We start from the raw sequence: 26,942 nt of genomic DNA, 5'->3' as shown, positions 1-26,942 counted from the left end.
GACAGACAGGAACGCGACGATGCGATTGAAAAAACTTATTCCACTGATGCTGGCGTTAGGTATCTCTCAGGCTTACGCAGCAGATTCAGGCAAAGAAATCACCATCGGCGTATCGCCGGGGCCGTATGGCGATATGGTCACGAAAGCGATCAAGCCGGAAATGGTGAAAAAAGGCTATGACGTGAAAGTGCGCGAATTCAGCGACTACATTCAGCCGAACCTGGCGCTGTCGAATAACAGTATCGACGCCAACCTATTCCAAAACCGCCGCTATCTTGACCGCTTCAGCGCGGATAAAGGGCTGAAACTGACGGAAGTGATCACCGTGCCGACTGCCAGCATGGGATTTTACTCCAACAAGGTGCGCTCGCTGAATGAGCTGAAAGCCGGTGATATCATTACGTTACCGAACGATCCGTCCAATCTGGCGCGTTCACTGGATTTCCTGCAAAAATACGGTCTGATCAAGATCAATCCAGAGATTACGCCGACTAAAGCTTCTGTGCGTGATATTACGGAAAACCCGAAAGGGCTGGTCTTTAAACCGCTGGAAGCAGCACAACTGCCGCGTGCATTGGGTGGTGTCGCGGGTTCATTGATTAATGCGAACTTCGCGATGGCTGCGGGTCTGAACCTGTCTGATGCGATTCAACTGGATGTGCTGCCGGAAGATTTGAAAAACATGATTGTTGTGCGTGCGGAAGATGCCGACAAACCGTTTGCTCAGGATCTGAAAGCCGCTGTTCAATCCCCTGAGTTCGCTGCATTCTTTGAAGATAAAAATTCCATGTTCCACGCGTTCCAAAAGCCTGAGTGGATGAAGAAGAAAGGTACGCAATCCGAATAAACGACTCCCGAACCGGTTGACGCTATTGCCCGATATTACCATAGTAATATCGGGCATTCTTTTATGGGACAAAAAAGGATTTTTGTTGCGCGTCACTACAATAAATCTCGTAGAAAATCAGGCATAACCGATCAACAGTTACGTGATATTGCGGCAGACATTATTGATCATCCAGATAAAGGCGGTCTCGGTGGTGGTGTTTATAAAAAGCGCGTTGCTACCAGTATGGGTAAACGTGGCGGTGCCCGGACAATAGTGGCTTACCATCGAGAAGGTAAGGTGTTTTTCTTTGAAGGATGGGAAAAAAACACGGTATCAACGCGTGGGAAAGAAATTCCCGATGATGTATTGGCGGCTTTTAAAATTGCGGCAACGGTGTTTAAAAATAAATCTGATGCCGATCTCGAAACAGACCTTAAAAACAAAGAGCTTGTTGAGGTGATAAATGGTTGATAAGCGCTTATTAAATATACAGAGCATGATTCAGCGTCAACATGCCGCAGGTACGGCCAGTGACGTCGATCTTGACGCTATCAATCGCCTGGTAGCGGAAAGTCAAAAAACGGAATCACGCGCCAGTATGGACGCGAGCAGAGTGCGGGCCATCCGTGAGCGTGAAAAAATTAGTCAAAGCCAACTGGCTGGCATCATTAATATGTCGGCCAACAGCGTTCAGAAATGGGAACGTGGAGTAAGCGCACCAACGGGTGCGGCGTTACGAATACTGGAGGTCATCGAGAGAAAAGGCTTAAGTGCTATTCTTTGATGATGCGGTTAAGAAAGATAACTGGTTGTTTTATTGCGTTTAGTGGCCGTCTGATACGGCCACTTTCGCGTGTGTAAGCATTGTGCTCAGGTTATAAACATCACTTCTGATGCACGTACACTCTGTGTGCTTCTAATAGCGTATGTCCTTGCTCTCCCAACTCCCAGAACAGGCCGGTCATGATCGCTAATCCTTCGCGGGCGACGGATTTCAACAGGTGTTCGTTAACGGCGTGCTGGCCGCATGCCGGATAGGAGTGGGGTAGCCACAGCGTCGGCAGGCCGAGGATGTCGGCGAAGACGTCATTAGGTAGTGAACCACCCAGATTCGGCAACAGCGCGGGTTGCTTGCCGCTAATTTGTTGCATCAGCGCCAGCGTCCAGTTGACCAGCGGATCTTCGGGGTTAAACCGTGTCGCCGGAGACGTGTTCAGTACCTCAACGTCTACTTGGGTAAAACCATGCTGGTCGAGGTGTTGACGTACATGCTGCGCCAGATGCTGCCAGTCGGTGCCGACCACAAAGCGCAGTTGGCAAATCGCGGTGGCATCGGCGGGAATGGCGTTCACCGGCTTGTGTGGGTTACCGGTAATGAACGACAGCACTTCCAGCGTGTTCCAACCAAATAGCCGCTCGGCAGGCGTGAGTCCCTCCGCCCCCCAGTTTTCATCAATCGCCGGATCGCCTTCGCTACCTGCGGGATCAACCGTGCTGAGAATGTCGCGCAGCGCTGGCGTCAGCGGCGGAGGAAGCAGGGCGTCGATCTTCATTCGACCTTGCCCGTCGACCAGACTGGCCACAGCGTTCGCTAACTGTGTACCCGGATTGCTCAGCAGCCCGCCCCAGTTACCGGAATGGTATGCCTGCTCGCGTGATTTGATGCGTAAACGGAAATTGGCACAGCCGCGAGAGCCAAGGAACAGCGTTGGACGTTCTGCATTAAGGCGTGGCCCATCGGAAGCGATAAAAATATCGGCGGCCAGTTCCTGCTTGTGCTGTTGGCACAGGTCGGCAAGCCCCGGCGAACCAATTTCTTCGCCCATCTCGAACAGCAATTTGCAGTTGAAGCCCAGACGCTGCCCGCGCGCCTGAAATACCTGCTCTAGCGCCATCAGATTAATACTGTGCTGGCCTTTATTATCGGCACAGCCGCGCCCGTACCAGCGATCGCCTTCTTCGATCAATTCCCAGGGGGTGAGCCCATCGCGCCAGTTAGCCTCGTCACCAAAAACTACGTCGCCGTGGCCGTAAGACAGTATGGTCGGCAGGCTGGGATCTTCAATGCGTTCGGCCAGCAGGAAAGGGGGATGGTTCGCATCTGACGAGGCAATGGGTTTTATGCTGAACTCCATCGTCTGCAATGCGGGCTGGATCTCATCCGTCAGATAGCGGCTCAGCGCGGGCTGGTTGTCTGCTTTCTGGCTTTCGCTGGCGTGAGCAATACGCCGAGCTAACGTTTGTTTAAATTCTCCGCGATCGAAACGTTCACAGGCGATACGAATAAGGTCTGCGCTGGTCATGCCTTTCCTTGCTGGATAATGTGCCGAAGTTACCGATATTTAAAGAAAAAATGAGCTTTGCAACAATAATAAAAATTGCAATTAAGCTTTGCTTTTAATATAAACCTTCGAATCCTCAGCACTTTCTGAAAGGAACGACGCCATGCACAGCTCCGAGATCCGTTATTTTTTGGTGGTTGCCACCACCGGTTCGCTCAGCGCCGCTAGTCAACACCTGTTTGTTGCCGTTTCTGCCATCAGCCGCCAGATTCAGCGGCTGGAAGAACGCATCGGTGTGCCGCTGTTCGAGCGGCATGCGCGCGGCATGGTGTTAAACGATGCCGGGCGTATTCTGGAAAACCATGTGCGTAAGAGCATGATGGACATGGATGCCGCCGTGGCGGAGATTCAGGGGCTGAAGGCCAGTCGCCGGGCGCTATTACGTATTGGTTGCACGGAGGGGATGGCGTTTGATCTGCTGCCAACCTTGTTTGCGCGTTTTCGCCAGCATGACCCGGATACCACCTTTGCGCTGAAGGTGGATTCGGCGATGCAGGTGTCGCAAATGATCCGCAACGGCGAAGTGGATATCGCGCTCCAGTTTGCGCTGGCACCCGAACAGGGCGTGAATGTCGAGCTGGCGCTGCCTGCGCCACTGATGCTACTGATGTCGGACGACCATCCGCTGGCGCAGCAGGCTATCCAACTGGCGGATCTGCATCCTTTCCCACTGGCGCTGCCGGAATCGTCTACCACGCTGCGACAGCTGTTTGACCTCTCATGCCGCATGAACGGCACTTTTTTAGAGCCGACGCTGTGCTGCAACAACTTCACTACGCTCTATTACTATGCGATGAGCACGCCGGGTGCGGTTACCGCCTGTAGCTTCTATTCCGTGATGTATAAGTGTTTACAGGAACCGATGCGCTTGAAGCCGCTGAATATTAAGCAGCTCGACCAGCGTTCGCTTCAGGTCCAAACGCTGGCAGGCAAGGCCCATGCTCCACAACAGCAGGATTTTCTGGATTTCATGATGGCAGAACTGCGGCTGGGGGAAACGTATTATCTAAGCCAGATCGCCGACGCCTAGCTATCCGGTGGGGTGTTTTCACTCCATCTCGATAATGTCGCGTTTTTGCTCGTCTTCGAGCTGGCGCAGGACGCGATACACCTGCGCGACAGCCTGAAGCGTTTCGCGCGGAATATAATGGCCTTCCGGCGTGGTGCGATACAGCGTCCGAGTCAGCCAGATGAAGCGAATCACCGGAATGTCTGCTTTTTGCGCCTGAGCGATGAGTTCTCTCGCTGTTTCATTCTCGCCTTTGAACAAAATGCGCGGCAGCGGCGTTTTGCCGGGGCGATAGTAGAGTCCTACCGCATAGTGCGTTGGGTTGACCAGCAGCATATCAGCGTCTTCCACCTTGGCTTTGGGACGTGGCGCAGCGGGCTCGTTCGCCATTTCATGCGCCAGCGATTTACGGTGGCCTTTCATATGCGGATCGCCTTCGGAATCCTTGTGCTCGTTGCGTAAATCCTCATGGCTCATGCGCTGCTGCTTGAGAAAGAAATATTTTTGCAGGCCGAAATCCATGGCGGACAGCACCAGCAGCGACGTCAGCGTGGTGCGGGCAATGCGCGTCAGCAGCGCTTTCACCCCTTGCCAGAAACCGTGTAGATCGCCATAGGCCAATTCAACCAGCGCCTCTAACTCTGGCACCACCACGTTATAAAAGACTGTGCCGATTACCACCGCTTTGAGAATATTGGTCAGCATTTCCACCAGTTTGCGCATGGAAAACATCTGCTTGAACTGATTGATCGGGTTCAGTCTATTGAGATCGAGCTTCAGCGCTTCGGGTGCAAACAGCGGGCCATACTGGAGCCAACCGCCCGCGATGCGTAGCAGTACGGCAAGTGCCGCAGCCAGCAGACAGAGCGTCCCCGCTAGCACGGCCGCGTCGTGAAACACTTCTTTAGCCACTTGGGTAAACGGTGTGCCAAGCCGTTGCAGCGGCAGTTGTACCAGCGCTTGCAGTTTCCCCATTGTGCTGTCCGCCAGTGCCAGTACACACTCCAACAGGCCGACGCAGATCAGTAGTTTGGGCACATCCTGACTTTGCCCGACTTCTCCTTTGCGGCGTGCGTCTTCCAGTTTCTTTTCGGTGGGTTGTTCCGTTTTCTCACTCATCGATTCCGCCTTGTTAGCTGTTCGATGCGGTAAAGAGCAGTGGGAGCAGGTGTTTGAGATCCGGCAGCCCCTGAAGTTTGTGGTCGCCTAAGTAGTGCAGCACTGGCAAATAAATGATGAAAAATGCCATCCCAACCAGACACTTGGCTGGAATCGACAGCACGAAGACCTGAAGCTGCGGGCTATACAGGCTGAGCAACGCAATACTGAATTCCAACAGCAGCAGTAGCGCCACCAGCGGCCCGGCGTACACCACTAAATGGGTGAAGGTGTCGGCCAGCAGGCTGAGATACACCTCAAACCCTTTTTCACTCGGTGCAGGCAGCCAGGACAGCACCGGCCAGATTTGGTAGCTGTCCCACATCAACTGCGTCAGCCCCTTTAGGCCGATGCCAATAATCAGCAGCAGAATCAGCGTCTGTTTCAGTAGATGGCCGAGCGGCGTGGCGTCTGAGCCCAGCGCGGGGTTGAGCTGACCGCCCATCAACGCGCCGCGTTGGTTATCGAACAGCGCCCCGACGGACTCAAACAGCCAGAACGGCATCGCCAGAATCAGCGCAATCAGTAACCCCACCATGAGTTCTTTGAACAACAGCGCGGGGAGCATCGGCCAGGACAGTGGCGTCATCAGGAGTTGCTGCTGCACGATGGGGGCGGGCAGCAGCGTCAGGGAAATCACCACGGCGTTGCGCATCATGCCTTTCAACACGTTGAGTGAAAAAACCGGCACCAGAATAAAGCACGGGTACAGCCGGGCGATGCCGAGCGTAATGGCGATGATAAAGTCGTAAACGTGCTGAATGGTGGCGATCATAAGGATTTATACTCCAGTCTGCGCAATCATGTTGAACGCGGTAATCGCCAGTTGCATCAGCTCTACGCCCACCCAGCGCCCGCAGAGCGCCAGCGTCAGCCCGACAGAGATCAGTTTGACGGCAAAGGGCAGTGTCTGATCCTGCAATTGCATCACTGCCTGTAGCAGCGAAATCAACACGCCGACGGTGACCGCAACCAGCAGCGGCGGCGCAGAGAGCAGCACGACCATCACCATGGCCTGACGGAAAAGCGTGATTATTTCCATCGTGGCCTCACAGGTAGCTGTAGAACAGGCCGTCCAGCAGTCGCGTCCAGCCGTTGACCAGCACGAACAGCAACAGCTTTAACGGCAGCGAGAGCGTCATCGGTGCGACCATCTGCATCCCCAGCGCCAACAGCACATTGGAGACGATGAGGTCGATGACGATGAACGGGATATAGATCAGGAAGCCGATTTTGAACCCGGCCTGTAGCTCCGACAGCACAAACGCCGGGATCACTAGCAGCAGGTTTTGTGTATTCACTTTCTCGGATAGCGAGGCGGGCCACATTTGCAGGCTGTTCTCATGCAGGTGGGTGAGAATATCCGGGTCAACGTTGCGCGACATAAAGGTTTGCAGCGGTTCCAGCCCGTAGGTCACGCTGGCCTGAAGTGAGGTGATGTCGGTCATATCCAGCGGCTTTTCCTGCACGCGTTTGCTGATGTCCTGAAATACCGGAGCCATGACAAACAGCGTCGCCGCAAGTGCGATACCGTACAGCGCCATATTCGGCGGCACCTGCTGTACCCCGATGGCGTTGCGGGTAATCAGCAGCACAATCGCAATCTTCAGAAAGCAGGTACAGACAATCATCATCAGCGGAATCAGGGAGAGTGCGCCCAGAAAGAGCGCAAACATCAAGGGATCGAATGCGCCGGCGGTCATGGTGCCAGCTCCTGTGCGGCGGTGTTGTCTTCATCCTGCATTGGCAACTTATGCGCTGGCGCGGAAAAGCGTTGGGTAATCTGTATCCCCAGTCGGCCTTCTACATCGACCAGATCGCCGCTCGCCAGCGCAATATCACCGTGATACAGCCAGGCTTGCCCCGGCACCACGTCGCGCAGCGTCAGCACGCTGCCGCTGGCAAGGTGTTGCAATTCCGCCAAGGTCAGCGTCAGGCTGCCGCAGCGAAGTTGTAAGACAATCGGCAACGGCGGTAAATTTTCAGTGACGTTGTCACGTGATAGTGTGAATTCACTCGCTGATATATCAACGTGGGCATCGGTTAGCATCGTGTCGGTAGCTGATGAGGGCATTGAGACAGTCTCCATGTCGGTAACGGTAAAGGTGTAGGGCGCGTTTGCTGTGAGCTGTAGCGTGCCGTGCAGGCGCAGTGTGCCGAATGACAGCGTTCCCTCGCCGGACGGCGTAACCCACGAGCGGTTAGGGAGGACAATGTCGCCGGTCTGGAGCCGTTGTAGCGCCGTAAACGGCAGCACGACGTCAGCCAGCGTGAGCGGGATCGCGATAGCCATTGCTGTGGGGAGCGCCTGGCACTGACGGTGCCAGTCGGTGTGGGAAAACAATGCCAACCAGACGGCATCAGCGGCCTGCATCCGGCTTCGCACGACAATCCCGTTCCAACTGGCGCTAAGCCAGACATAGCGCGTGTCATCGTTGTCATGTTGTTCTGCTGAATCTCGTTCTTCCGGGGGTGTTCTCGTTGGATACACTTCCCCCACAAGCGCCCGCAGTACGGGGTTGAGCGACTGGTTATAGAGCGTCCAGTACCACTGTGCCGCCTCATCGTCTTCTGTCACTGGCAGCAGTGGGCAGTCGGATAGCAAGCTGAGCACCGGAAACGGATCGGTCAGTGAGAAATTACCGATATCGCTACGCCAACCGCTTGCCTGTGCGGCAGACGTTTCCTCTATCAGCTCACGCGGATGCGCCAGTTGAAGGTGCAGACGACCAGCAACCCCATCGCGGATAAAAGGTAGCCATAGTCCTGCTGCCAGCGTCGATCGGATGCGGGCGTGCTGCACGCGCATCGTTGGCAGCGTCAGCGGTCGAATGTGTGGGGAATTTGAACTCATCGCTCATCCTCTCTGGCGTCAAAACGCAGATTGATCGGGCAGTCCAGCGCGGTAGAGATCGAACGACGGCAGGCTTCACGTCGATCTTTTAACTGATGGTAGCTTTCCCGGCTAAAGCGCAGAGAAATGTCCCAGCCGCGTGGCACCAGAGTGGCTAAGCGCGCATCGATGTCGCCCAACTGCGGCAGTTGCAGGCTGAAGGCAAACGGTGGGGCGCAAATGTTGTCCATTGCCTCAATTAACTCGCATTGCAGCGGCTGCCACTGTGACGGTGTCACATTTTGTGGGTTGTCAACTGATTCGCTATGCAGCGGCATCGGTGCGTTGATGGCGTTGCCCGATGGCAATGCGATAGGTGGTTCTTGGTAGAGCGCGTCTTCGAAGCCGTCCGAAAACGTGAAGGCTTCCCAAAAATCCATGTGTTGCTGATCGTCTACGCGCGAGGATGTGCCGTGCCGTGCGGCCTGCGCGTTCTGCGTCGCCGTCGATTCGGATGACGCAATCTGTCGGTTATTCATACGTGCTCCTGAGGTAACGTAAGCAGATATTCCAGTTTCTCCACCGCCTTCTGGCATTGGCGAGTGGTGTGTCGGGCGTCATCAACCTGACGCTGCTGGTCGTCGTGCTGTTGCTGCGCGGCCTGCACCTGCTGCACTTCTGCCGCTATCTCGCCGAGTAAACGCTGTTCGGCGGCAAGGTGCTTCTTCAGGTGTTCCAACGTTTGACGTTGCCCCTGCGTTTCCTGAGCAAACTGGTCGCGCTGCGTGTGGCTGGCCTGTCGCAGCGCCTCGACCTGCTGCTGGTGATGGCGTTGCTGCTCTGCAATCCTGATAAGCTGCTGTTCTTCCTGCCGCTGCTGACGCTCACTGCGGCTTAAGCGCTGGCGGCGTATTGGCATCAGTAGGTTCAATACGCTCTGTAATTCCGCATCGCGTTCGGTGTTATGGGGCATAGCGGCTGACTCCGGCGAGCTGTTGTTGAATCACGCCATAAGGCATCGGTTCACGCATCGACTGGCGCAGAAACTGCGTGATTTCTGCATGGGCGTTGACGGCGGAATCGGTTAACTCGTCATGACCGGGCTGGTATTCCCCCAGGCGGATCAGCATCTCAACCTGCTTGTAAGCGGCCATCAGACGTCGTACGCCGCCCGCATTGCGGGTGTGATCGGTATCCACAACGTTACTCATGGTGCGACTCAGGCTGGCGAGCACGTCGATAGCCGGATAATGCCCCTGTTCCGCCAAACGTCGGGCGAGCACGATATGCCCGTCGATCAGCGAACGTACTTCATCGGCGACCGGATCGTTCATGGAGTCTTGTTCGATCAAAACGGAGTAGAGCGCAGTGATGGCACCGTCTTCCGTTTGTCCGGCGCGCTCGACCAGACGCGGCAGCAGCGTATAGACCGATGGCGGCAACCCGCCGCGTCCCTGCGGTTCCCCAAGCGCGAGGCCGATTTCACGCTGAGCGCGGGCAAAACGCGTCAGAGAATCAATAATCAGCAGCACCTGACGGCCTTCGGCGCGGTAGGCTTCGGCGATAGCGGTAGCGGTAAAGGCTGCGCGGGCGCGTTCCATGCTGCTGCGGTCAGAGGTCGAGCACACCAGCACGGTACGGCGGCGTAACTCGTCGTCCAATTCGTGATCGAGAAATTCGCGCAGTTCACGCCCACGTTCGCCAATCAGCCCGAAAACGATGGCATCGCACGGCGTATTACGCGCCAGTTCCGCCAACAGCGTGGTTTTACCGCAGCCTGCACCGGCGAAGATGCCGACGCGTTGACCCTGGCCGAGGGTTAACAGGCCATCGACGGCGCGTAATCCGGTAGGCAGCGGCTGGCTGATGCGTGGTCGGGAGGTGGGCGGTGGCGCGTCGCCCAGTACCGGCTGTGTGCGCCCCGTGGGTTGACCCGGTTCAACGAAGGCGCTCTCGCCGCCGTCTTCCAATGCCCGCCCAAATCCGTCCAGCACGCTGCCCAGCAAACGTTCCGACACCTGAATGCGGTGTGGCTGATACAGCGGCGTTACGGCGGCACCCTGTGCGATGCCGTCCAGCGCCCCAAGCGCGGAGAGAAAGGTATTCTCCGGGCTGAATCCCACCACTTCTGCCATCATTTGGCTATCATCCTGACGCGCCACCCAGCACAGATCGCCAATACGTGCCTGCGGCAGGCTGCACTCCAGCAAAATACCGCTGACGGCCATGACACGGCCTTTTTTCTCCACGGGCGCGTAACCCGCCAGGTGCTGACGCTGCTGGGCGACCCACCGATCGAGCAGCGGAAAAGAAGAAGGTTGTGTCTGCATTACCAATTCACCGTTATCTGTTGTCTGCCGCTGAATTCAATCTGGTGCTCATCAATTCGCACCAGACGCAGGTTGTCGACCTCATCGCCGATGAAAAAGCGCTGGCCATCCGCCGTGACGACATTGGCGCGCGACCCGCTGGTCACCTGAACGATCTGAAACGGCAGTTGCTCCGTTTTCAGCTGTGTCCGGTTATCCACCGATAGCGCGGTTCTATAACGTTGGTGGAGTTGGGCGAGCATCCGTTCCAGCTTTTTTTGATCGTCCGGTGTTAATTGCCCGGTGAGCGTGAGGCGATCCTGATACGCCGCCACTTTTACGGCCGCGCTCAGTTCCCGTTCCTGCAACATCATACGTAGCGTGCTTTCCAACTGTGGCAGCGTGCCGAGCGGCTTGCGGGTATCCTGCGGCGGCGGGGCGGCAGGCATCGCGACGCTCTCCTGTAGCTGCCAACTGCCCACCATCACCAGCAGCAATGCGCCAAGCAGCAGGTAGCTGGCTTTGGCCCACAGCGGCAGGCGCGGTGCGGGTAGTGGCGTAGGTGTCGACAGAGTTGTCGGCGCAGTGGTATGAGCCAGCGGCTCGTCGGTGGATATATTCGCGGCGGGGATATCCTCTTCCGCTGTTGGTGGCGTTTGATTGTCATCAAGCCAGGGGGTATTGGCAGCCACAATGCAGAGCCAAATCTGCCCCAGCGCAAACGGTGTGCCGGGCGGCAGCGCGTCAATGTGCTCAACAGCGTGACCTTCGGTATTACACAAGGCGCCGTCCAGTGTACTGAGTGCCCAGCCGTCAGCGCTCTTCTCCAGTTGGCCGTGATAAGGCGCAATGCCGGGATCGTAGAGGACGAGATCGGCATCATCGGCGGCACCGATGCGCCAGGCGTTTCCGCACAGCGGCAGCGCCGCACCGCGATGTAAACCAGTCAGCACGCGTAATTCAAACATGATGTCTTCCTATGCGCTAAAGGGGTCAGGAGAGTCGTAAAGATCAAGGCGTCCGATGACGTTGATCGACAGGGTGGATTCCAGTTCGGTGAAGGACAGCACGGGGACGTGGTGAAATTCGTCCTGCAACAACGTGCGCAGGGGGCTGCGTAAATCCTGTGCTACCAGCACCAGACTGCGTTGTGACGAGAAAGGTGGAAACGCCCGCCGTAGCTGACCGAGCAGCGTTGAGGCATAGTCTTGTGTCAGAGCGAAGAAGGTTTCGTTCTGCGTTTGGCGCAGTGCATCGCGCAGTAACTCTTCGCTTTCTGGCGTCAGCAGCCAGACGGCGAGGCTGTTTTCATCGCTGTACTGGTGGCAGATTTGTGATTTGAGCGCCAGACGCACGTAGTCGGTCAACGCCAGCGTATCCCGCTCGTGCTGGCCGACTTCAATCAGCGCTTCGGCGATAGGGCGCACTGAGCGCAGCGGTACTCGCTCGGAGGCAAGCCGCTGTAGCACGCTGGCAAAACGCGAAAGCGGCATGATGCGCTGAAGCTCCTGCGCTAACTCCGGCTGCTCGCTCTCCAGCCAGGCCAGAATGGATTTGGTTTCCTGCAAGCCGATAAACTGTGAACCCGTGCGGTGAATGGCCTGTTCCATACGAGCCAGAATCAGTTCATCCGCCGTCCAGCGCGGTACATCGTCAGGCTGTTGCGCGACATGCGCCAACGGTAGCCATAGCCATTGGCTTTCATCGCGTAGCGTGTGACCCGATGTGGCGATCGTCGTATCAGCGAGTTCGATAGCGCTATTGGCCACCGCCAGTTGGTCGGTAACCAACGTGGCTTTAACGTAGGGAATTTCATAGACGCAAAACTGAAACTCATCCTCTGCCAGACGATCACTGAATTCGATATCAAAGGACGGCAGCGTAAAGCCAAAACGGTAGACCAGCCGGTTACGCAGACGACGGATATTCTGCACCAGCGCCGTCGCCGTTGGTTGCCCTTGCCAGACCGGATGAAACAGCAGCAGGTAAGCGCGCGTGGGGTTAAAGCGCCGTAGATCCTGATAGCCGTTCTGTTCGGCAGGTATGTTATCCGCCTCCAACTGGCTGGCATCCAACTGACCTTGCTGTTTGATGCGCCAGAGCTGGAACAGACCGCTGCCGAGCGAGGACACACTGATGGCGACAAATACCAGCGTTGGCATTCCCGGCAGCAGTGCAAAGCCAAACATGCCGATGGAGGAGATGATCCACGCTTTGGGCTGGCTGGTGAGCTGTTCCGCGATTTCCCGACCAATATTGGCATCCACTTTTTGCCCGTCGGCCGAGACGCGGGTGATGATCATCCCGGCGGTCAGTGAGATCAGCAGCGCGGGGATCTGGGCGATCAGCCCATCGCCGATGGTCAATACCGAATAGACGTGCATCGCATCGGACGCCGCCATGTTGTGTTGCAGCACGCCGATGGCGAAGCCGCCGATCATGTTGATGAACACGATAACCAGCGACGCAATCGCATCGCCTTTAACGAACTTCATCGCGCCGTCCATTGCCCCGAATAGCTGACTTTCTTTCGCCAAATTTTCCCGCCGCTGTCGTGCCTGATGGGCTTCAATCAGCCCGGCACGCAGATCGCTGTCGATGGACATCTGTTTACCGGGCATCGCATCCAGCGTGAAACGTGCCGCCACCTCGGCTACACGCTCGGAGCCTTTGGTGATCACCAGAAAATTCACCACCGTGAGAATCAGGAAGATGACCAGCCCGACGGCCAGATTTCCGCCCACTACGTAGTTACCGAAGGCTTCCACGATATGACCACCGTCCTGCTGGAGCAGGATCTGACGTGTCGTGGAAATGGAGATCGCCAGCCGAAACATGGTGGTCAGCAGCAGGACGGCCGGAAACGTTGAGAAGGCCAGCGGTTTGGGTAGGTACATCGCCAGCACGATCAGCAGGGAAGAGACACAGATATTGAGGGCGATCAGCACATCGATCAGCCCGGTAGGCAGCGGAATGATCATCATGAAGACGATAGACATCACGATAACCGCCCCCACGACCTCCGAGCGTTGCATCGCGCTTAGTGCAATGCGGTTTAGCCAGATAATCAACAGATTCATGGCTGCCCCTTATCCGATTCGCGTGCGTCCTGCTTTTGGTGGGGGGAAGCGTCACGTTGCACATTTTGCGCCTGCTGTTTTTCGTATTGGGCGATATCGCCAATCATGCCGCGTATCAACTGGATCGCCGTTTGCCGGTTTTTGCTGTCTCGCCATAGCGGATGGGGCAGATCGCTGACGAGCGGCAGCAGGGCGCTGAAAAATATGGCCTGGTGCTGCACCTGCGTCCCCGCAACTTCGCGGCCGAGATTATGCAGGTCGCGAGCGTAGGTACCATTGGTGCTTAAGCCAATCAAACGGCGAGTTAATTCCACGGCGCCGAGCGTAAACGCAGGCACTTTGTTCGCCAACCGCGTGAGTAGCGTCTGGCTGGATGACAGCGTGTGGCTCAGGTGACGGGAATCGTTGAGATTACTCAGCATTTTGCTGAGTACGGCTTTCGAAATAGAGGGCGTCAATGAGGCAATATCTGCCGCGAGTGCACGCTGCAACGTGCGTAGCCCTATGGAAAACGTCGTGGCATCAAAGCGTTCCAGCAGGGAATCCAATAGCGCGCTGGCTGACTGCTGATGCACGATTTTCTGATAGTACAGCTCGCGCATCGCCTGTTTTTGCTCTGGCTGCGTGCTGAACAGCGCAATAGCCGTTGCCGTATTCAGACCCGCCCGGACTTCTGGTCCTTTTTCCTGATGCAACTGCTGTAGCGCATTGGCAGCCGCCGTTGCCAATTCAGGCTGTTGTGCTGACTGTTGCTGAATGTGGCGCAGCAAAATATCGCCGCGCGCCGGATCGTTGCCTGCGGCCTCCAGCACGGCTTCAAGAGACGGTGAGCCTTGTCGCGTCAACAGATCGCGCATGCGGCTCAACTGCTGGTCGAGCGTACTCTGTGACGGATTTTCCAACATACGGAACAGTTCTGTCAGTTTCTCAATCCGTTCGACATTTGCGGTGACGCGAGCATCCGGCTGCTGGGCAATCTGCCGCCGATTTAACGACTTACTTCTCCGCTCGGCCTGCTCACCAAACGCCATGGCGACTTCTTCCATCGACGTAGAAAGCGGAGATCCGGGTGAAGCATGCAGTGGGCTTGCCTGCTGCACCGCAGTCTGTGGCACGGGATCGTCATCCACAACGACCGGTTGCGGTAGAGCGCTGCTAGAGGGAAGGACGGTCGGTATTTTGATCATGGTGTCATCCTGAATAAGTCGGCTACGTGTCGTGGTGTGACCGTGCAGTGAAATGAATGTATTGCTGTGTGGACGCAGAGAAGGATGGGTTCCCCGGCATGAAGTCATCGGAGCAGGCTGAATTTGATGGCGGATTGAATGAAATGCCGTTTTACTGATTGCAATAACTTGCAATTTCACGCTGCTGGCGTTGGCAATAAGTGGCGTGATAAAAAGAAAATTAAAAAATAACTGATTAAAAATCAGTGTGATAAAAATCATTCCGGGCTGGCACAAGGCTTGCTCTTCCGTTTTTGCCAATAGGGCATAACAACGGAGAGTCAGCAAATGGACATGTCTACCCTGAAACACATCGAACAGACCCCTTCGCTTTACCCGGCGCTCGCTGTCGATTGGGAACTGGTGTTTCGTCAACACGGAAAGAAATTGCATAACTTTATCCGCAAGCGTGTCAGCAACCGTGATGACGTGGAGGATTTACAGCAAATGACCTATCTGGAAGTGCTCAAACATCAGGATAAATTTGCGGGAGCATCGCGGCCGGAGACGTGGGTGTTCGGTATTGCCCTCAATCTGGTGCGTAACTATTTCAAGCAGGCACGGCAGCGCGCTCAGGAAATGGGCGATGAGATGCTGGAACATATCGCGATAGAGCTCGATCCCGGCACCATTACCGAAAGCCAGCGAGCACTGAAACGCGCGATGGACGCTATCGTCACACTGCCTGAGGACACCCGTCAGATGTTGACGCAACTGCTGGATACCGATGCCAGTTATCAGGATCTTGCGTTGCAGATGGGGATTCCGATTGGCACGGTGCGGTCACGGCTGTCTCGCGCCCGAGGTGTGATCCGTCAGGCCGTGGAATCCTGACGCGATTCCACGGGACGAAAGGATGCGCCTGCACCCGCTGTTTTTCACTGACTGCTGGGGTGACCGCCTGATTCAAGGTGGCGGTTACCGCTCAAAACATAGGTTACACGCAGTGATATCAGGTCGCATTTAGCCGTTGCAGGGTTTCCTGTCCATCTTCTGGAATGTTGAGACGCCGTATCGAGGCACCTGCACGGCGGGTGCCTGTGCGACGGTCTTAATTCAAACAAGGAGATGGCAATGATATTTACCCAACCTTTTCGTTCCGATGAGCACGCTAAAGCCCCCGAGCTGGAGCTGGTGGACTTTGCATTCAGCCGTATTAAGGATGCCATTTATATCGTCAATGAAGAGCAGTGCTTTTGTTATGTCAATGAAGCGGCCAGCCAGACGCTGGGCTATAGCATTGCGGAATTTATGCATCTGAGCGTTGCCGATATCGATCCGAGCTGGGCCGCTGAGCACCGTTCGCCCGACTGGTTGCAGGCGTATGACTCTGGCATGGGAACCACCTTTGAAACCCGGCACCTCACCCGTTACGGCATGACTATTCCGGTTGAGGTCAATCTAACGCATTTCCAACATAAAGGACGTAGCTACAGCATGTGTGTAGTCAGAGATATCAGGGAACGTAAACATATTGAACAGTTGGCCTACGCACGCGATCAGGAGTTTCGGGCGCTGGTAGAAAATTCACCGGACTTGATTATTCGCTTCGATCCCGGCCTGCATTGCCTGTATGCCAATCCCGCTAGCTTGAAACATTTGGAATTTACCGTAGAGCAGCTTCGGGGTCGGATGATTACGGAGTTGATGCCTGGAGCAGGGTGCGCAATCCGTATGGAACAACTGGTGCAGCAGGTTGTTGATACCCGCAGCAGTGCGGAAGGTGAAGTGATGGAACAGTTAGGCAAGGGCGATCAGTGCCATCCGAGTATTCATCATATTCGCTGCGTGCCGGAGTTCGATCAGTGTGGTGCGCTGGTTTCCATTTTAACGGTGGGACGTGACATTACCGCTATTCGGTATGCGGAGAAGAAACTGGCCGATTCTCATATGCAATTGCGCTTGTTGGCACGTCAGCGTGAGATTTCACGTGAGGAAGAGCGTAAGCATATCGCTCAGGAAATTCACGATGAACTAGGGCAACACCTGACCACGATTCGTATGAGCCTGTCGCTGATGCGCATGTGCTTTGCCAAGAATAATCCAGAGATGCAGGGGCATTTACAAAAGCTGATGCAACTGGCTGACCAAACGATTCAGGTGGTGCGTAATGTTTCGACGCGACTCCGGCCAAACGTATTGAACATGGGACTTACGCCTGCGCTGGAATGGTTGTGCGATGAATTTAATCGCCACTACAGCGCCACCTGTCTGCTACGGACGCTGGGGGACGCGTTGGCACTTGATGACGAAAGTACCACGGCAGCATTTCGCGTTGCGCAGGAATCGCTGACTAACGTGGCGCGTTACGCCGCTGCGACACAGGTGATCGTGACGTTGGATAACCAGCAGGACAGCATCGTGTTGCGGATTAAGGATAACGGCAAAGGGTTTGATGCGAACGCAAAAAATAAAAACGCCTTCGGACTGATGAGTATGAAGGAGCGGGGTCGTATGCTGGGAGGGGAAGTTATCATTGAAAGCGCCCCCGGCAAAGGCACACAGGTACAGTTAGCATTTCCTAAAAATGGCTATATCCGCGGATAGCGAGACAATAACAACAAAAGGAATAAATGAGCGATGGGCAAAAAAATACGTCTCATGATCGCGGACGATCACGTCATCATGCGTGAAGGGCTTAAACAAATTTTTGCGCTGGATGATTCGCTGAGTGTGGTGGCTGAAGCGGGAAATGGCGCACAGGTACTGACACAGCTACGCAACGTAGCCATTGATGTGCTGCTGTTGGATATGTCGATGCCGGGAATTAGCGGTGAAGCACTGATTGCGCGCGTGGTAGCACAATACCCACGTTTACCGATTCTGGTTCTCAGTATGTACAGCGAGGCGCAAATTGCGCAGCATGCGCTAAAGAGCGGCGCCAGAGGCTACATTACCAAAGACAAAGACCCAGAAGCGCTGTTATCGGCGATCCGACGCGTGGCGCAGGGGGCTCGCTATATCGACCACACGATTGCTGAGCAACTGGTGTTTTCCAATTACACGGAAGGTGGCAGAGTCGAACACGATGTTCTGACAGCGAGAGAGCATCAAATCATGATTATGTTTGCGCAGGGTATGGGTATTAACACGATTGCCAATGAACTGGCTATCAGCAATAAAACGGTCAGTACCCATAAAGCCCGCCTGATGGAAAAAATGCAGTTCAGTACCAATGTGGAGATCGTGAAGTATGTCTTTAGCAAAAAGCTCATTCCCTAGTATTGGGAACCTGTGGTGAAAACGAGAATAGATAAAAGGGATTCAACAATGGTGGAATCCCTTTATTGAGGCTTACGCATTCTTAACGCTGCCTTTTCGTTTTCCTGCTCATTGTTATAAAAATTAATAGGCTGTTTTTCCTTATTTTAGTGACTTTTTTGTAGGTATTTCCCTACAAACCTCTCTGTAATTCCTACCTGATGTTCAGCGATGCCTGATAGTTTCATTATTCAATGACGGTAATGCTTGTGGTCGTTCCACCGGTGATGAATCGGTGTGCGCCGCACGGAGAAGTACCTTGGGTGCACAGTGGTAACCCTCATGTTATGGAAGGCAGTCAGTTAGCCCGTTTGGGCCCAGGAGTCGTCAATGAATAATCATTACCGTCAGGACAGACAGCGCTATTCATCATTAGCAAGGCCAGCAGTAGAATGTGCTTCCTCATCATCGGAATATACTTCACACGCAACGGATGATATTCACTCATCGCTGTTGCCTATCGTCAATGTTATTGCTCCTCTCAATGTCGACATCGTACTTGAAGGCGAGACCGGGACCGGGAAAGATACGCTGGCGAATCGGATTCATCGACTTTCCCAATGCAGTGGCCCTCTGGTGGCGGTGAACTGTGCCGCCGTGCCGGAAAATTTGGCTGAGAGCGAACTGTTTGGCGTGGTATCAGGGGCGTATACCGGCGCTAGCCGTTCCCGCGCCGGCTATCTGGAAAGCGCGGATAAGGGAATCCTGTTTCTGGATGAAATCGACAGCATGCCCATGACATTGCAAGCCAAGATGCTACGCGTGCTGGAAAGCCGCGGCGTCAAACGGCTGGGGAGTACGCAGTTTACACCGGTGGATATGCGCGTGATTGTGGCGACGCAAACGCCGCTGCTGCAATTGGTAGAAAAGGGGCTCTTTCGACGCGATCTCTATTTCCGTCTGGATACGGTAAAGATTCAGCTGCCGACGCTGCGTTCCCGCAGCGATCTCATCTTGCCATTGTTCCAGCGTTTTAGTCAGGAAGCGGCGGTACGCCTGAGAATGACATTGCCGCCAATGACGGCGGAAATTTACGAACAGCTGCTGACCCATAGCTGGCCGGGCAATATCCGCGAGCTGAAAGCGGCAGCGGATCGCTGGGCTCTGGGGCTGTCGCCCCTGGCGGAAGTTCAGCCGCTGCTGCATCCCCGTCCTTTGCAACTGAAAGATCGTTTAAAGCGGATTGAAAAATTTCTGATTCAGGATGCGCTGCGCCGTCATGGCCACTGTATTGACGATGTGATTGTGGAGTTGGGTATTCCAAAACGTACGCTCTACCATCGTCTGAAAGTGTTGAATGTGATGGCGCGAGAGGCGTGTGCAGGGGGTGGGGAACCCTGTCAGACATAATGGCCTGATAGCGGCTGTTTAAAAACTGGCTCACCGCGAATGATGACGGTGGGCCAATGGCGAGATTACGTTTTTTCGATCGGCGGGCACTGATAGTGGAGGCTATCCGGCAGATCGTGCAACGCGACCGCTTTACCGAAATACCACCCTTGTATAATGGCGGAAGGACACTGTTCCAGGATATAGGCGGCCTGTTCCCGTGTTTCGACGCCTTCGATAATCACGCAGACATCCAGTTTTTTGATCAGGGTGAAGAGCAGGTCTGCCATGGCAGCATTAACCGAGTCCGTACCGATGGCGCTGACGAAAACCTTATCGATCTTAATCATATCGAATGATAAGTGGCTCAGATAATCCAGATTGGAATACCCCGTACCGAAATCATCAAGCGCGACCTTATAGCCCGCATGCTGTAATGCCTGAAGGCCAGTCGCCAGCGTTTGATGAGACGTACTCGAACGTTCAGTCAGCTCTAACATAATACGTGCTCTGTCTATCCCCATTTCGTCGCACATCTGCTGCAAGAAGCGGTGATAGTCTGGCGAAACAATATCGATTACCGACAAATTAATACTGAGCAGAAAAGGCGTTTCCCGTGTGAGGTAAGGCTGCATATCGCGCAATGCCTGACGCGTAATGATGCGGGTGAGCTCCGCGAGATAGCCCATCTCTTCCGCAATATTGATAAAATATTCCGGTGATACGTTGTCGCCGCGTTCGTTTTTCCATCGTGCCAGCGCTTCTACGCCAATAATAGCCCGCTGCGGCAAGCTGATGAGCGGTTGATAATGAACCTGAAACCGTTGATGTTTGATCGCACGTTTTAGCTGCGATGGTAGGGCCTGGTGCCGATCGTAGTAGAGCTGATAGGACAGGGTAAAACTGGCACCGATGAGCGCCCCGACAAAAAACAACGCGGCGATGATATACCAGGGACGATACAGGATTCCCGCGGAATCTAACTGAGCCAGTACGCAGATATCTCGGTTTGACTCACAGGAAAACGTCTGACGTTTTCCCATGGTTAACCACGCATTATTCGCCTGCTGTGCCTGTTTGAACGTCGACAGGTCGATGTCGCCAAACATTTGATAGATATGGCCCAAATTACGGGTTGTTAGCGCGGCGCTGTATCCGGCTGGCGGTTGGATAAAACGGCGAAATGCGGCGGCGGCGGTGACGGTGACGACATCGTTGAGGCTTGCCATATCTGCGGTAATACGTGGGTCAACCACGTCTTTCATTGCGGTCCACAGTTGCACGCCGTCGGGCGTTGTCAGGTTCGGCGGTAGCAGATAAATCGGTGGGTTGAGAATACCCCAGCCCGCAGAACAGATGAGGTAGTTGTTCTTGATACGCCCGATATCGCGCAGATAGACAGAATAAAAAGAGAGCAGGCGTAACTCTTTCAGATCGGCGTTGGAACAGGGCGCGTTATTCAGCGTCAGCACACGGTTGATGGTTTCTCTGCCTTCATTCGCGACAGCGGCTCCCTGCTTAAGCACGTCCTGGCTATAGCGCAGTAACTGCGTTTGCTCTAGCCTGGCGAGAACTCCTTGCCCAATAAACAGAGCCAGCAATGCGCTGCCAAACGAAACAAAAACAAGTCTGAACCATAATCCGGTGTTGGTAGTTAAGGCGAGCATAGCGATCATCCGGCTGCGTGACGGAAAGAATACGGCATGGGTTCAACTATCGCATCCTTGCCAACGATATAGCGTTTATCCGCCATTAATTTTTATAAGTGGTATGGCGTAACGCTCCTGCACATCATAAACAACGAGTGACCTTTAAGCAGAAGTCATCACCGTCATGATTATTTTAAAGGAAAACTCTCCACAGCTAACGGCAGGAAAGATTGATAAAAACAGGCTAGTTCTTCCCCTTAACCTGATTTCAGAAAGAATTACTTTTCTGCGGGAACTCACTCAGCCCGATCTCTACTTAATGAATGAACAAGATGACTGTGTGTACAGCATGACAGTTCACTACCGTAAACATTCATACTATTTGGAGATATATATGAGCTTTGGACTTTCCCAGATTGCATCTCAGGCGGCATCTCAGACTTTGGATACCGCGATGGCCGGTTCTCTAACGCGTGCCGCAGGCGCTCAGGCACAGAAAATGGCGATAGATACCGAAAACTCCATTCTGGATGGTCAGATGGACTCTGCTTCCAAGTCACTGAACTCTGGACAGAAAGCGGCGAAAGCCATCCAGTTCTGATTGTGAGTCAACGAGCCGGAGCCATGCTCCGGCTTTATTTTATCCTGTCTGCGATGGAATCCATATCATGAAAATCAACCATGCCAGTGCGCTGTCCCAGTCGGGGGAGGCACCGCTGGCAGATAGCAGCACGTCCTTTTCCTTTTCCGCCAATGATCAGGACGTTTCCTGGTTTAGCGCGGCGCTGTCGTCGACACCGCTGACGGCAGAACGTGGCAACAGTCAGTGGTTGGGCGCGCTGGCGGAAAAATCGCAGGGGCTGAACGGCGTCTTCAAATCTGCCGAACGCGACATCAGCCAGTCGATGCGCTCCAATAATCCTAAGGACGTACTGGATGCGACCCGAACGCTGTCGTCGTTCTATCTGGAAAGCCTGCTGAGCGCCAAACTGGTGGCGAAAAGTGTGCAAAGTCTGGAAAAACTCACCAACTTACAGTAGCGGCCTATGAAAATCGATAAGCGAGTCCTTCTTCTGCTGATCGGGCTATTGGCTGGCTGCGGCGAGCCGATTGAGCTGAATCGCGGGCTGTCGGAAAATGATGCCAACGAGGCGATTTCGATGCTTGGTCGCTATCAGATCGGTGCTGAGAAACGGGTAGACAAAACCGGTGTGACGCTGGTGATTGATGCAAAAAATATGGAGCGCGCAGTCAATATTCTCAATGCCGCCGGGTTACCGAAACAATCGCGCACCAATCTGGGGGCGGTTTTCCAGAAAAGTGGGGTGATCTCAACACCGTTGGAAGAGCGTGCCCGTTATATCTACGCCCTATCACAAGAGGTAGAAGCGACGCTGGCGCAGATTGATGGCGTGCTGGTGGCGCGGGTGCATGTGGTGTTGCCGGAGCGTATCGCACCCGGCGAGCCCGTCCAGCCCGCTTCGGCCGCCGTATTTATCAAATACCGCGCCGAGCTGGAACCTGATGGGATGGAGCCACGTATCCGTCGTATGGTTGCCAGCAGCATTCCCGGCCTGTCGGGTAAGGATGATAAAGAACTGGCTATCGTCTTTGTTCCGGCAGAGCCGTATCAGGACATCATTCCGGTTGTCACGCTGGGACCCTTCACGCTCACACCGGATGAGATGAAGCGCTGGCAGTGGAGCGCAGCGCTGTTTGGTCTGATGCTGGCCGGCCTATTAGGCTGGCGCGTAGGCATGCCTTACCTGCGACGGTGGCAGCAGAAGAAAGCGGAGGTGCCGTCGTCACAATGACAACACAAGCGCAAAGTGGGAGGCACGAGTCGGGTGATATCACACCGCTGGCGTGGCTGACCTGGTGGGTGGAGGACTGCCTGTTACAGGCTGATCCCAGTTGGTGGCGTGATAAGGTGACGTTACCCGATGTGCCACCGCGTCGTAATTGGCTGCATGTGAATACCGTGCAGCTTCATCGCTATTTTTCTCTGCCTGTGGTGCTGCCGCCGGAACCGCTTACCTCACTGATGCAGATCGGCGCGCTGGATACGGCGCAGCGGGAAACGGTATTGCGCCTGATGACACGGGTTTGCCAGCCCACACGTACCCCGGATTGCGCTGACGCAGAGGGTATATGGTGTGAGCGGCTGGCAAAAGCGTTGCGGCCGGGGTTGTGGCTACCGGCACCAGTGACATTTCCTGCTTCGCCGTCGGTGTCCTATCAGGACGCGTTGCTGTTACTGCGTATTCGCTATGGTGAGGCGTGCTGGCCGCGTTTGCGGCTGCTGTTTCCACGGGATTGGGCGCGCGATGGGGAAGATCATCGCAGCGCGCCGCCGATGTCATTACCCGCAGCCAGACTAAATGCGCTGTGTGAGGCGCTTATCTGGAAAGCCTCTGTACCTGCATAACCCTCCCATATCTATTCACGTTGCTAAGGACGACGCATGCTGACGACGAAGACGTTTGTGACATTACCCGGTGCAAGTCGGGATGAAACGGTGATTATTCCCGCGGCGCGGGTCGTGGCGCATCGGCGTAGCCGGACGCTCTGGGAAGCAGCCACGGTGCAGGCCGATACGATTGTGGCACAGGCGCACGAACGTGCGCGAACGCTCTGCGAGCAGGCGGTAGAACAGGCTGAAGCGGAATTTTGGCAGCAGGCAAATGCGCTGTTGCAAGGCATTCAGCAAGATCGCATGCACCTGGAGAAAATCATGATTACGCAAGCTGGACAGTTGCTGCGCGATGCGCTGGCGCAGTTACTGGATAAAACACCAGCACCGTCGCGCCACTACGCCTTACTGCGCCAGTTATTGAAACAGCAGCAGGGTGAGAGTCGGGGAACGCTGTACTGCCATCCCGCCCAGCTTACCGATGTGCGGAACTGGCTGGATGTGCATGCGCATCTGGAGTGGCGTCTTGCCGGCGATGAAGCGCTGGATAGCGATGCGATGAAACTGATGACGGCGCATGGTGTGATGTCACTGAGCTGGCGGCAGGCAACACAGCAGCTCATTCCTCCTGAGCCTTCCGCCGTCAGGTGAAATCCTCGTTTGCTGTGGGAACTGCACGCTGGGGTTAACCACTCACTATCAGGTCAATGACCCAAATATTAGGTTAACGATCGAAACCTGTTTTGTGAGGAAAATACCTTATGAGGAGAGAGTGCTATGTCCCTTAACCCCATTCAGCGTCGCCTTGACGCGCATTTGGTCGATTCGCAGCAACAGTTGGATGATATTGCGCTGAATGTTGCGGAAGGCGGTGCCAGCCAGGCGGATAGCTACGCCTTTTTTGAAGCCAGTATGGATTATTCCAATGCCAGTTGGGCGGTCGGGCAACTGTTGAGCGTTAAACACGGTTTGGCAAAGGCCATCATCAATGACTTCAACTGAGTTGGTCGCGATGCTGGAACGCTGGTTAAACGGCGGAACATCGATGTTGAAGTTGGTGATTGATGGCGGCGCGGTGGCGGTGGTGCGGCAGTCGTCGGGCGTAGCGTGCAGCGCTGCCATTCCACTGCCTACCTTGCCGGATGAGTCTCTGCTGGTGCGCGCACTCCAGTTGGCCGATGCCGCCCACGCACAGTTTCAGGAGGAGACTGCCGTGCTTTCGCTCTCACCACAGGATGAGCAGTTTTGGCTATGGATGCGACCCGATGCCGATGACGTCATGCAGCTGTGTCGCAGTCTGGAAACCTTACTTAATCAACGGGATGTCTGGTTGAGCCTGCTTACGCGGCACACAAAAGCACCCGTTCCCGCCCCACTTAATCTGAGCACGCTGGCTTTTTTGCAAGGAGAACGACATGCGTAAGGGATTGATGCGTAATGGATCGTATCGCGTTTTACTGATGTTCTATCGCTGGTTTTGCTGGGCGGTAGTGCTGATCGGGATGATCCCCGTGAACGGGATGATGTCGCTGGCGCACGCCGCTACGCCAGCCGACTGGAATAAGGGAGCGTATGCGTATTCTGCTGAACAAACACCGTTATCGGCGATTCTGACGGATTTCGCCAATAGCCACGGCGTGGATTTGGTGCTGGGGAATATTGCGGACAATGAGGTGACGGCAAAAATCCGCGCGGATAATCCTGCGCTGTTTCTCGACAGGCTCGCGCTGGAGCACCGTTTTCAGTGGTTCGTGTATAACAATGCGCTGTATGTCAGCCCGCAGGATGAACAAGCATCGGTGCGGCTGGAAATCTCCCCGGATGCCGCGCCCGATATCAAACAGGCGCTCAGCGGTATCGGACTGCTCGATTCGCGCTTCGGCTGGGGAGAGTTACCCGAAGAGGGCGTAGTGCTGGTTACCGGGCCGCAGGCGTATATCGATCTCATCCGCAATTTTAGCCAACAGCGGGAAAAGCAGGACGAGCGGCGTAAGGTGATGATTTTTCCGCTGCGCTATGCCTCAGTATCCGATCGGTCACTGCAATACCGCGATCAGAAGGTGACGATTCCGGGCGTCGCCACGATCCTCAATGAGCTAATGGATGGCCAGCGAACGGCACCCGCAGGGGCATCCGGTCCTGTGCCGGTTCAGCCGGATACGGGGATGGAAGCCATGCGGGATAGTACCCGTTCGCTGATGACGCAGTTGGCAACCCGCAATAGTCCGAAACGCAACGCTGGGGAGGGCGGGCGTATGGCACTAAGCGGTAAAATTTCTGCCGATGTACGCAATAACGCGTTGTTGATTAGGGATGATGAAAAACGTCGGGCAGAGTATCAGCAGCTCGTTGACCATATCGACGTACCGCAAAATCTGGTCAACATTGATGCCATTATTTTGGACGTGGATCGTACCGCGCTGTCGCGGCTGGAAGCGAACTGGCAGGCGCAGCTCGGCAATGTGAGTGCGGGCAGTACCATGATGATGGGGAGAAGCACGCTATTTGTCAGCGATTTCAAACGCTTTTTTGCTGATATTCAGGCATTAGAGGGAGAGGGAACGGCCTCCATCGTCGCCAACCCTTCTGTGTTGACGCTGGAAAATCAGCCCGCGATTGTCGACTTCAGTCGCACGGCGTTCATCACGGCGACGGGCGAACGTGTCGCGGATATTCAACCCGTGACGGCGGGCACCAGCCTGCAAGTGACGCCGCGGGTGGTCGGTGAAGGGGCGCAGCGCAGCATCCAACTGGTTATCGATATCGAAGACGGTCAGGTTGAGACGGGGCGTGAGGGGGAAGCCTCTGGCGTGAAGCGAGGAACTGTCAGTACGCAGGCGCTGATTGGTGAAAACAGAGCGCTGGTATTGGGTGGTTTTCACGTTGAGGAAAGTGGCGATCGCGATCGCCGCATTCCGATCCTTGGAGATATCCCGCTGCTGGGGAAACTGTTTACCTCGACGCGCCATGAAGTCTCTCGCCGTGAACGCCTGTTCATTCTTACGCCGCATCTTGTCGGCGATCAAACCGATCCTACTCGCTATGTATCCTCCGCCAATCGCCAGCAACTGAACGGTGCCATGAACCGCGTGGCGCAGCGCAACGGCAAAACGGATCTCTATAGCCTGATTGAAGGCGCGTTTCGCGACCTTGCCAGCCGCCAGCTTCCCGCAGGATTTCAGGCTGAGGACAAAGGTACGCGATTGGGCGACGTGTGCCGCTCGCAGTCGGGTCTGATCTATGACAGTTCTCGCTATCAATGGTATGGCAACGGGCAGGTACGCCTGAGTGTCGGGGTGGTGCGTAATGGTGGAACGCAGCCACAGCGTTTTGATGAAGCCGCCTGCGCCAGTAGCCGCACGCTAGCGGTGGCCGTATGGCCGAAAACAACACTGGCACCGGGGGAGTCCAGCGAAGTGTTTCTGGCTTTGCAGCCCGCGTTAACGCCTCAGCCTGCCCGACGCAACGTACTGATATCAAAATGATAACCTCATCCGCTACAGG

At 55.1% G+C, this 26,942-nt stretch carries 29 protein-coding genes; 16 read left to right on the top strand and 13 right to left on the bottom strand.

Features of this window, described 5'->3' with window-relative positions; all coding sequences use genetic code 11:
- The first annotated feature begins 19 nt into the window (after positions 1-19).
- From A6301_RS02305 to A6301_RS02295, 3 genes are all read left to right on the top strand, one after another.
- Positions 20-847 carry a MetQ/NlpA family ABC transporter substrate-binding protein gene (locus A6301_RS02305; RefSeq protein WP_107169633.1) on the top strand — a complete coding sequence of 276 codons (828 nt, stop codon included), beginning with the start codon at positions 20-22 and terminating at the stop codon, positions 845-847.
- 63 nt (positions 848-910) lie between these two features.
- Complete coding sequence (locus A6301_RS02300) at positions 911-1,300, top strand: type II toxin-antitoxin system RelE/ParE family toxin (protein ID WP_107169632.1); 390 nt, start codon at positions 911-913, stop codon at positions 1,298-1,300.
- Positions 1,293-1,613: a DNA-binding transcriptional regulator gene (locus A6301_RS02295; RefSeq protein ID WP_039358997.1), complete on the top strand. Its 321-nt coding sequence runs from the start codon at positions 1,293-1,295 to the stop codon at positions 1,611-1,613. Before A6301_RS02300 ends, A6301_RS02295 begins: the two co-directional genes overlap by 8 nt.
- Before the next feature lie 100 nt (positions 1,614-1,713).
- Here the strand turns inward: A6301_RS02295 and A6301_RS02290 are convergent, their stop codons facing one another.
- On the bottom strand, positions 1,714-3,132 hold the full coding sequence (locus tag A6301_RS02290) for a M20 family metallopeptidase (protein WP_234257011.1): 1,419 nt from the start codon (positions 3,130-3,132) through the stop codon (positions 1,714-1,716).
- A gap of 142 nt (positions 3,133-3,274) precedes the next feature.
- On the opposite strand from A6301_RS02290, the gene A6301_RS02285 reads away from it, so the two are divergent.
- Positions 3,275-4,201 carry a LysR family transcriptional regulator gene (locus tag A6301_RS02285; RefSeq protein ID WP_234257010.1) on the top strand — a complete coding sequence of 309 codons (927 nt, stop codon included), beginning with the start codon at positions 3,275-3,277 and terminating at the stop codon, positions 4,199-4,201.
- Between the two features lie 18 nt (positions 4,202-4,219).
- On the opposite strand, the gene sctU is transcribed toward A6301_RS02285, so the two are convergent.
- From sctU to sctW, 11 genes are read right to left on the bottom strand one after another with little or no spacing between them, the layout of a single operon-like run.
- Entirely contained in the window at positions 4,220-5,299 is a 1,080-nt protein-coding gene (gene sctU, locus A6301_RS02280; protein WP_234257009.1) for a type III secretion system export apparatus subunit SctU, read from the bottom strand.
- 13 nt (positions 5,300-5,312) lie between these two features.
- Positions 5,313-6,113: a type III secretion system export apparatus subunit SctT gene (sctT, locus tag A6301_RS02275; protein WP_205542578.1), complete on the bottom strand. Its 801-nt coding sequence runs from the start codon at positions 6,111-6,113 to the stop codon at positions 5,313-5,315.
- Between the two features lie 6 nt (positions 6,114-6,119).
- Positions 6,120-6,380 (bottom strand): type III secretion system export apparatus subunit SctS, encoded by a 261-nt coding sequence (sctS, locus tag A6301_RS02270; RefSeq protein WP_107169627.1) that lies wholly within the window; start codon positions 6,378-6,380, stop codon positions 6,120-6,122.
- A 7-nt stretch (positions 6,381-6,387) separates the two neighbouring features.
- On the bottom strand, positions 6,388-7,041 hold the full coding sequence (gene sctR, locus A6301_RS02265; RefSeq protein WP_205542576.1) for a type III secretion system export apparatus subunit SctR: 654 nt from the start codon (positions 7,039-7,041) through the stop codon (positions 6,388-6,390).
- Positions 7,038-8,192, bottom strand: a complete 1,155-nt coding sequence (gene sctQ, locus A6301_RS02260; protein ID WP_234257008.1) for a type III secretion system cytoplasmic ring protein SctQ — start codon at positions 8,190-8,192, stop codon at positions 7,038-7,040. Before sctQ ends, sctR begins: the two co-directional genes overlap by 4 nt.
- Positions 8,189-8,710: a type III secretion system HrpP C-terminal domain-containing protein gene (locus A6301_RS02255; protein WP_205542572.1), complete on the bottom strand. Its 522-nt coding sequence runs from the start codon at positions 8,708-8,710 to the stop codon at positions 8,189-8,191. Before A6301_RS02255 ends, sctQ begins: the two co-directional genes overlap by 4 nt.
- Complete coding sequence (locus tag A6301_RS02250; RefSeq protein ID WP_107169623.1) at positions 8,707-9,144, bottom strand: type III secretion protein; 438 nt, start codon at positions 9,142-9,144, stop codon at positions 8,707-8,709. Before A6301_RS02250 ends, A6301_RS02255 begins: the two co-directional genes overlap by 4 nt.
- Positions 9,134-10,501 (bottom strand): type III secretion system ATPase SctN, encoded by a 1,368-nt coding sequence (gene sctN, locus A6301_RS02245; protein ID WP_205542569.1) that lies wholly within the window; start codon positions 10,499-10,501, stop codon positions 9,134-9,136. Before sctN ends, A6301_RS02250 begins: the two co-directional genes overlap by 11 nt.
- Entirely contained in the window at positions 10,501-11,448 is a 948-nt protein-coding gene (locus A6301_RS02240) for an FHA domain-containing protein (RefSeq protein ID WP_234257007.1), read from the bottom strand. The genes sctN and A6301_RS02240 overlap by 1 nt, the downstream gene beginning before the upstream one ends.
- Before the next feature lie 9 nt (positions 11,449-11,457).
- Positions 11,458-13,560, bottom strand: a complete 2,103-nt coding sequence (gene sctV, locus A6301_RS02235) for a type III secretion system export apparatus subunit SctV (RefSeq protein WP_234257006.1) — start codon at positions 13,558-13,560, stop codon at positions 11,458-11,460.
- Complete coding sequence (sctW, locus tag A6301_RS02230; protein WP_234257005.1) at positions 13,557-14,747, bottom strand: type III secretion system gatekeeper subunit SctW; 1,191 nt, start codon at positions 14,745-14,747, stop codon at positions 13,557-13,559. The genes sctV and sctW overlap by 4 nt, the downstream gene beginning before the upstream one ends.
- 327 nt (positions 14,748-15,074) lie before the next feature.
- On the opposite strand from sctW, the gene A6301_RS02225 reads away from it, so the two are divergent.
- The 4 genes from A6301_RS02225 (at position 15,075) to A6301_RS02210 (ending at position 19,397) form a co-directional block, all read left to right on the top strand.
- Positions 15,075-15,620 (top strand): RNA polymerase sigma factor, encoded by a 546-nt coding sequence (locus A6301_RS02225; RefSeq protein ID WP_107169619.1) that lies wholly within the window; start codon positions 15,075-15,077, stop codon positions 15,618-15,620.
- A 240-nt stretch (positions 15,621-15,860) separates the two neighbouring features.
- Entirely contained in the window at positions 15,861-17,333 is a 1,473-nt protein-coding gene (locus tag A6301_RS02220) for a PAS domain S-box protein (protein WP_234257004.1), read from the top strand.
- A gap of 33 nt (positions 17,334-17,366) precedes the next feature.
- On the top strand, positions 17,367-18,008 hold the full coding sequence (locus tag A6301_RS02215; protein ID WP_107169617.1) for a response regulator transcription factor: 642 nt from the start codon (positions 17,367-17,369) through the stop codon (positions 18,006-18,008).
- A 369-nt stretch (positions 18,009-18,377) separates the two neighbouring features.
- On the top strand, positions 18,378-19,397 hold the full coding sequence (locus A6301_RS02210; RefSeq protein ID WP_234257003.1) for a sigma 54-interacting transcriptional regulator: 1,020 nt from the start codon (positions 18,378-18,380) through the stop codon (positions 19,395-19,397).
- Between the two features lie 65 nt (positions 19,398-19,462).
- Here the strand turns inward: A6301_RS02210 and A6301_RS02205 are convergent, their stop codons facing one another.
- Positions 19,463-21,043 (bottom strand): EAL domain-containing protein, encoded by a 1,581-nt coding sequence (locus tag A6301_RS02205; RefSeq protein ID WP_234257002.1) that lies wholly within the window; start codon positions 21,041-21,043, stop codon positions 19,463-19,465.
- A 376-nt stretch (positions 21,044-21,419) separates the two neighbouring features.
- Between A6301_RS02205 and A6301_RS02200 the strand changes: the two genes are divergently transcribed.
- The 8 genes from A6301_RS02200 to sctC all read left to right on the top strand — a co-directional run bounded on the left by A6301_RS02200 (position 21,420) and on the right by sctC (position 26,923).
- Positions 21,420-21,626: a hypothetical protein gene (locus A6301_RS02200; protein WP_014915546.1), complete on the top strand. Its 207-nt coding sequence runs from the start codon at positions 21,420-21,422 to the stop codon at positions 21,624-21,626.
- A gap of 67 nt (positions 21,627-21,693) precedes the next feature.
- Positions 21,694-22,065, top strand: coding sequence for an EscI/YscI/HrpB family type III secretion system inner rod protein (locus tag A6301_RS02195; RefSeq protein WP_234257001.1), 372 nt, complete (start codon positions 21,694-21,696; stop codon positions 22,063-22,065).
- A gap of 6 nt (positions 22,066-22,071) precedes the next feature.
- Positions 22,072-22,839 (top strand): type III secretion system inner membrane ring lipoprotein SctJ, encoded by a 768-nt coding sequence (sctJ, locus tag A6301_RS02190; RefSeq protein ID WP_107169613.1) that lies wholly within the window; start codon positions 22,072-22,074, stop codon positions 22,837-22,839.
- Positions 22,836-23,453, top strand: a complete 618-nt coding sequence (locus A6301_RS02185; RefSeq protein WP_234257000.1) for a type III secretion protein — start codon at positions 22,836-22,838, stop codon at positions 23,451-23,453. Before sctJ ends, A6301_RS02185 begins: the two co-directional genes overlap by 4 nt.
- 36 nt (positions 23,454-23,489) lie before the next feature.
- The gene (gene sctL, locus A6301_RS02180) at positions 23,490-24,089 is read left to right on the top strand and encodes a type III secretion system stator protein SctL (RefSeq protein WP_107169611.1); all 600 of its coding nucleotides are present in this window, start codon (positions 23,490-23,492) and stop codon (positions 24,087-24,089) included.
- A 126-nt stretch (positions 24,090-24,215) separates the two neighbouring features.
- Positions 24,216-24,440 (top strand): type III secretion protein HrpF, encoded by a 225-nt coding sequence (locus A6301_RS02175; protein ID WP_009112566.1) that lies wholly within the window; start codon positions 24,216-24,218, stop codon positions 24,438-24,440.
- The gene (locus A6301_RS02170) at positions 24,427-24,861 is read left to right on the top strand and encodes a type III secretion system chaperone (protein WP_234256999.1); all 435 of its coding nucleotides are present in this window, start codon (positions 24,427-24,429) and stop codon (positions 24,859-24,861) included. The genes A6301_RS02175 and A6301_RS02170 overlap by 14 nt, the downstream gene beginning before the upstream one ends.
- Entirely contained in the window at positions 24,854-26,923 is a 2,070-nt protein-coding gene (sctC, locus tag A6301_RS02165; protein WP_234256998.1) for a type III secretion system outer membrane ring subunit SctC, read from the top strand. Before A6301_RS02170 ends, sctC begins: the two co-directional genes overlap by 8 nt.
- The last annotated feature ends 19 nt before the right edge of the window (positions 26,924-26,942 follow it).

It is taken from the genome of Pectobacterium sp. IFB5596 (assembly GCF_021432585.1).
Classification (GTDB): Bacteria; Pseudomonadota; Gammaproteobacteria; order Enterobacterales; family Enterobacteriaceae; genus Pectobacterium; species Pectobacterium punjabense.
Note: the sequence above shows the minus strand (reverse complement) of the source record. Positions and strands in the feature narration are given on the sequence as shown.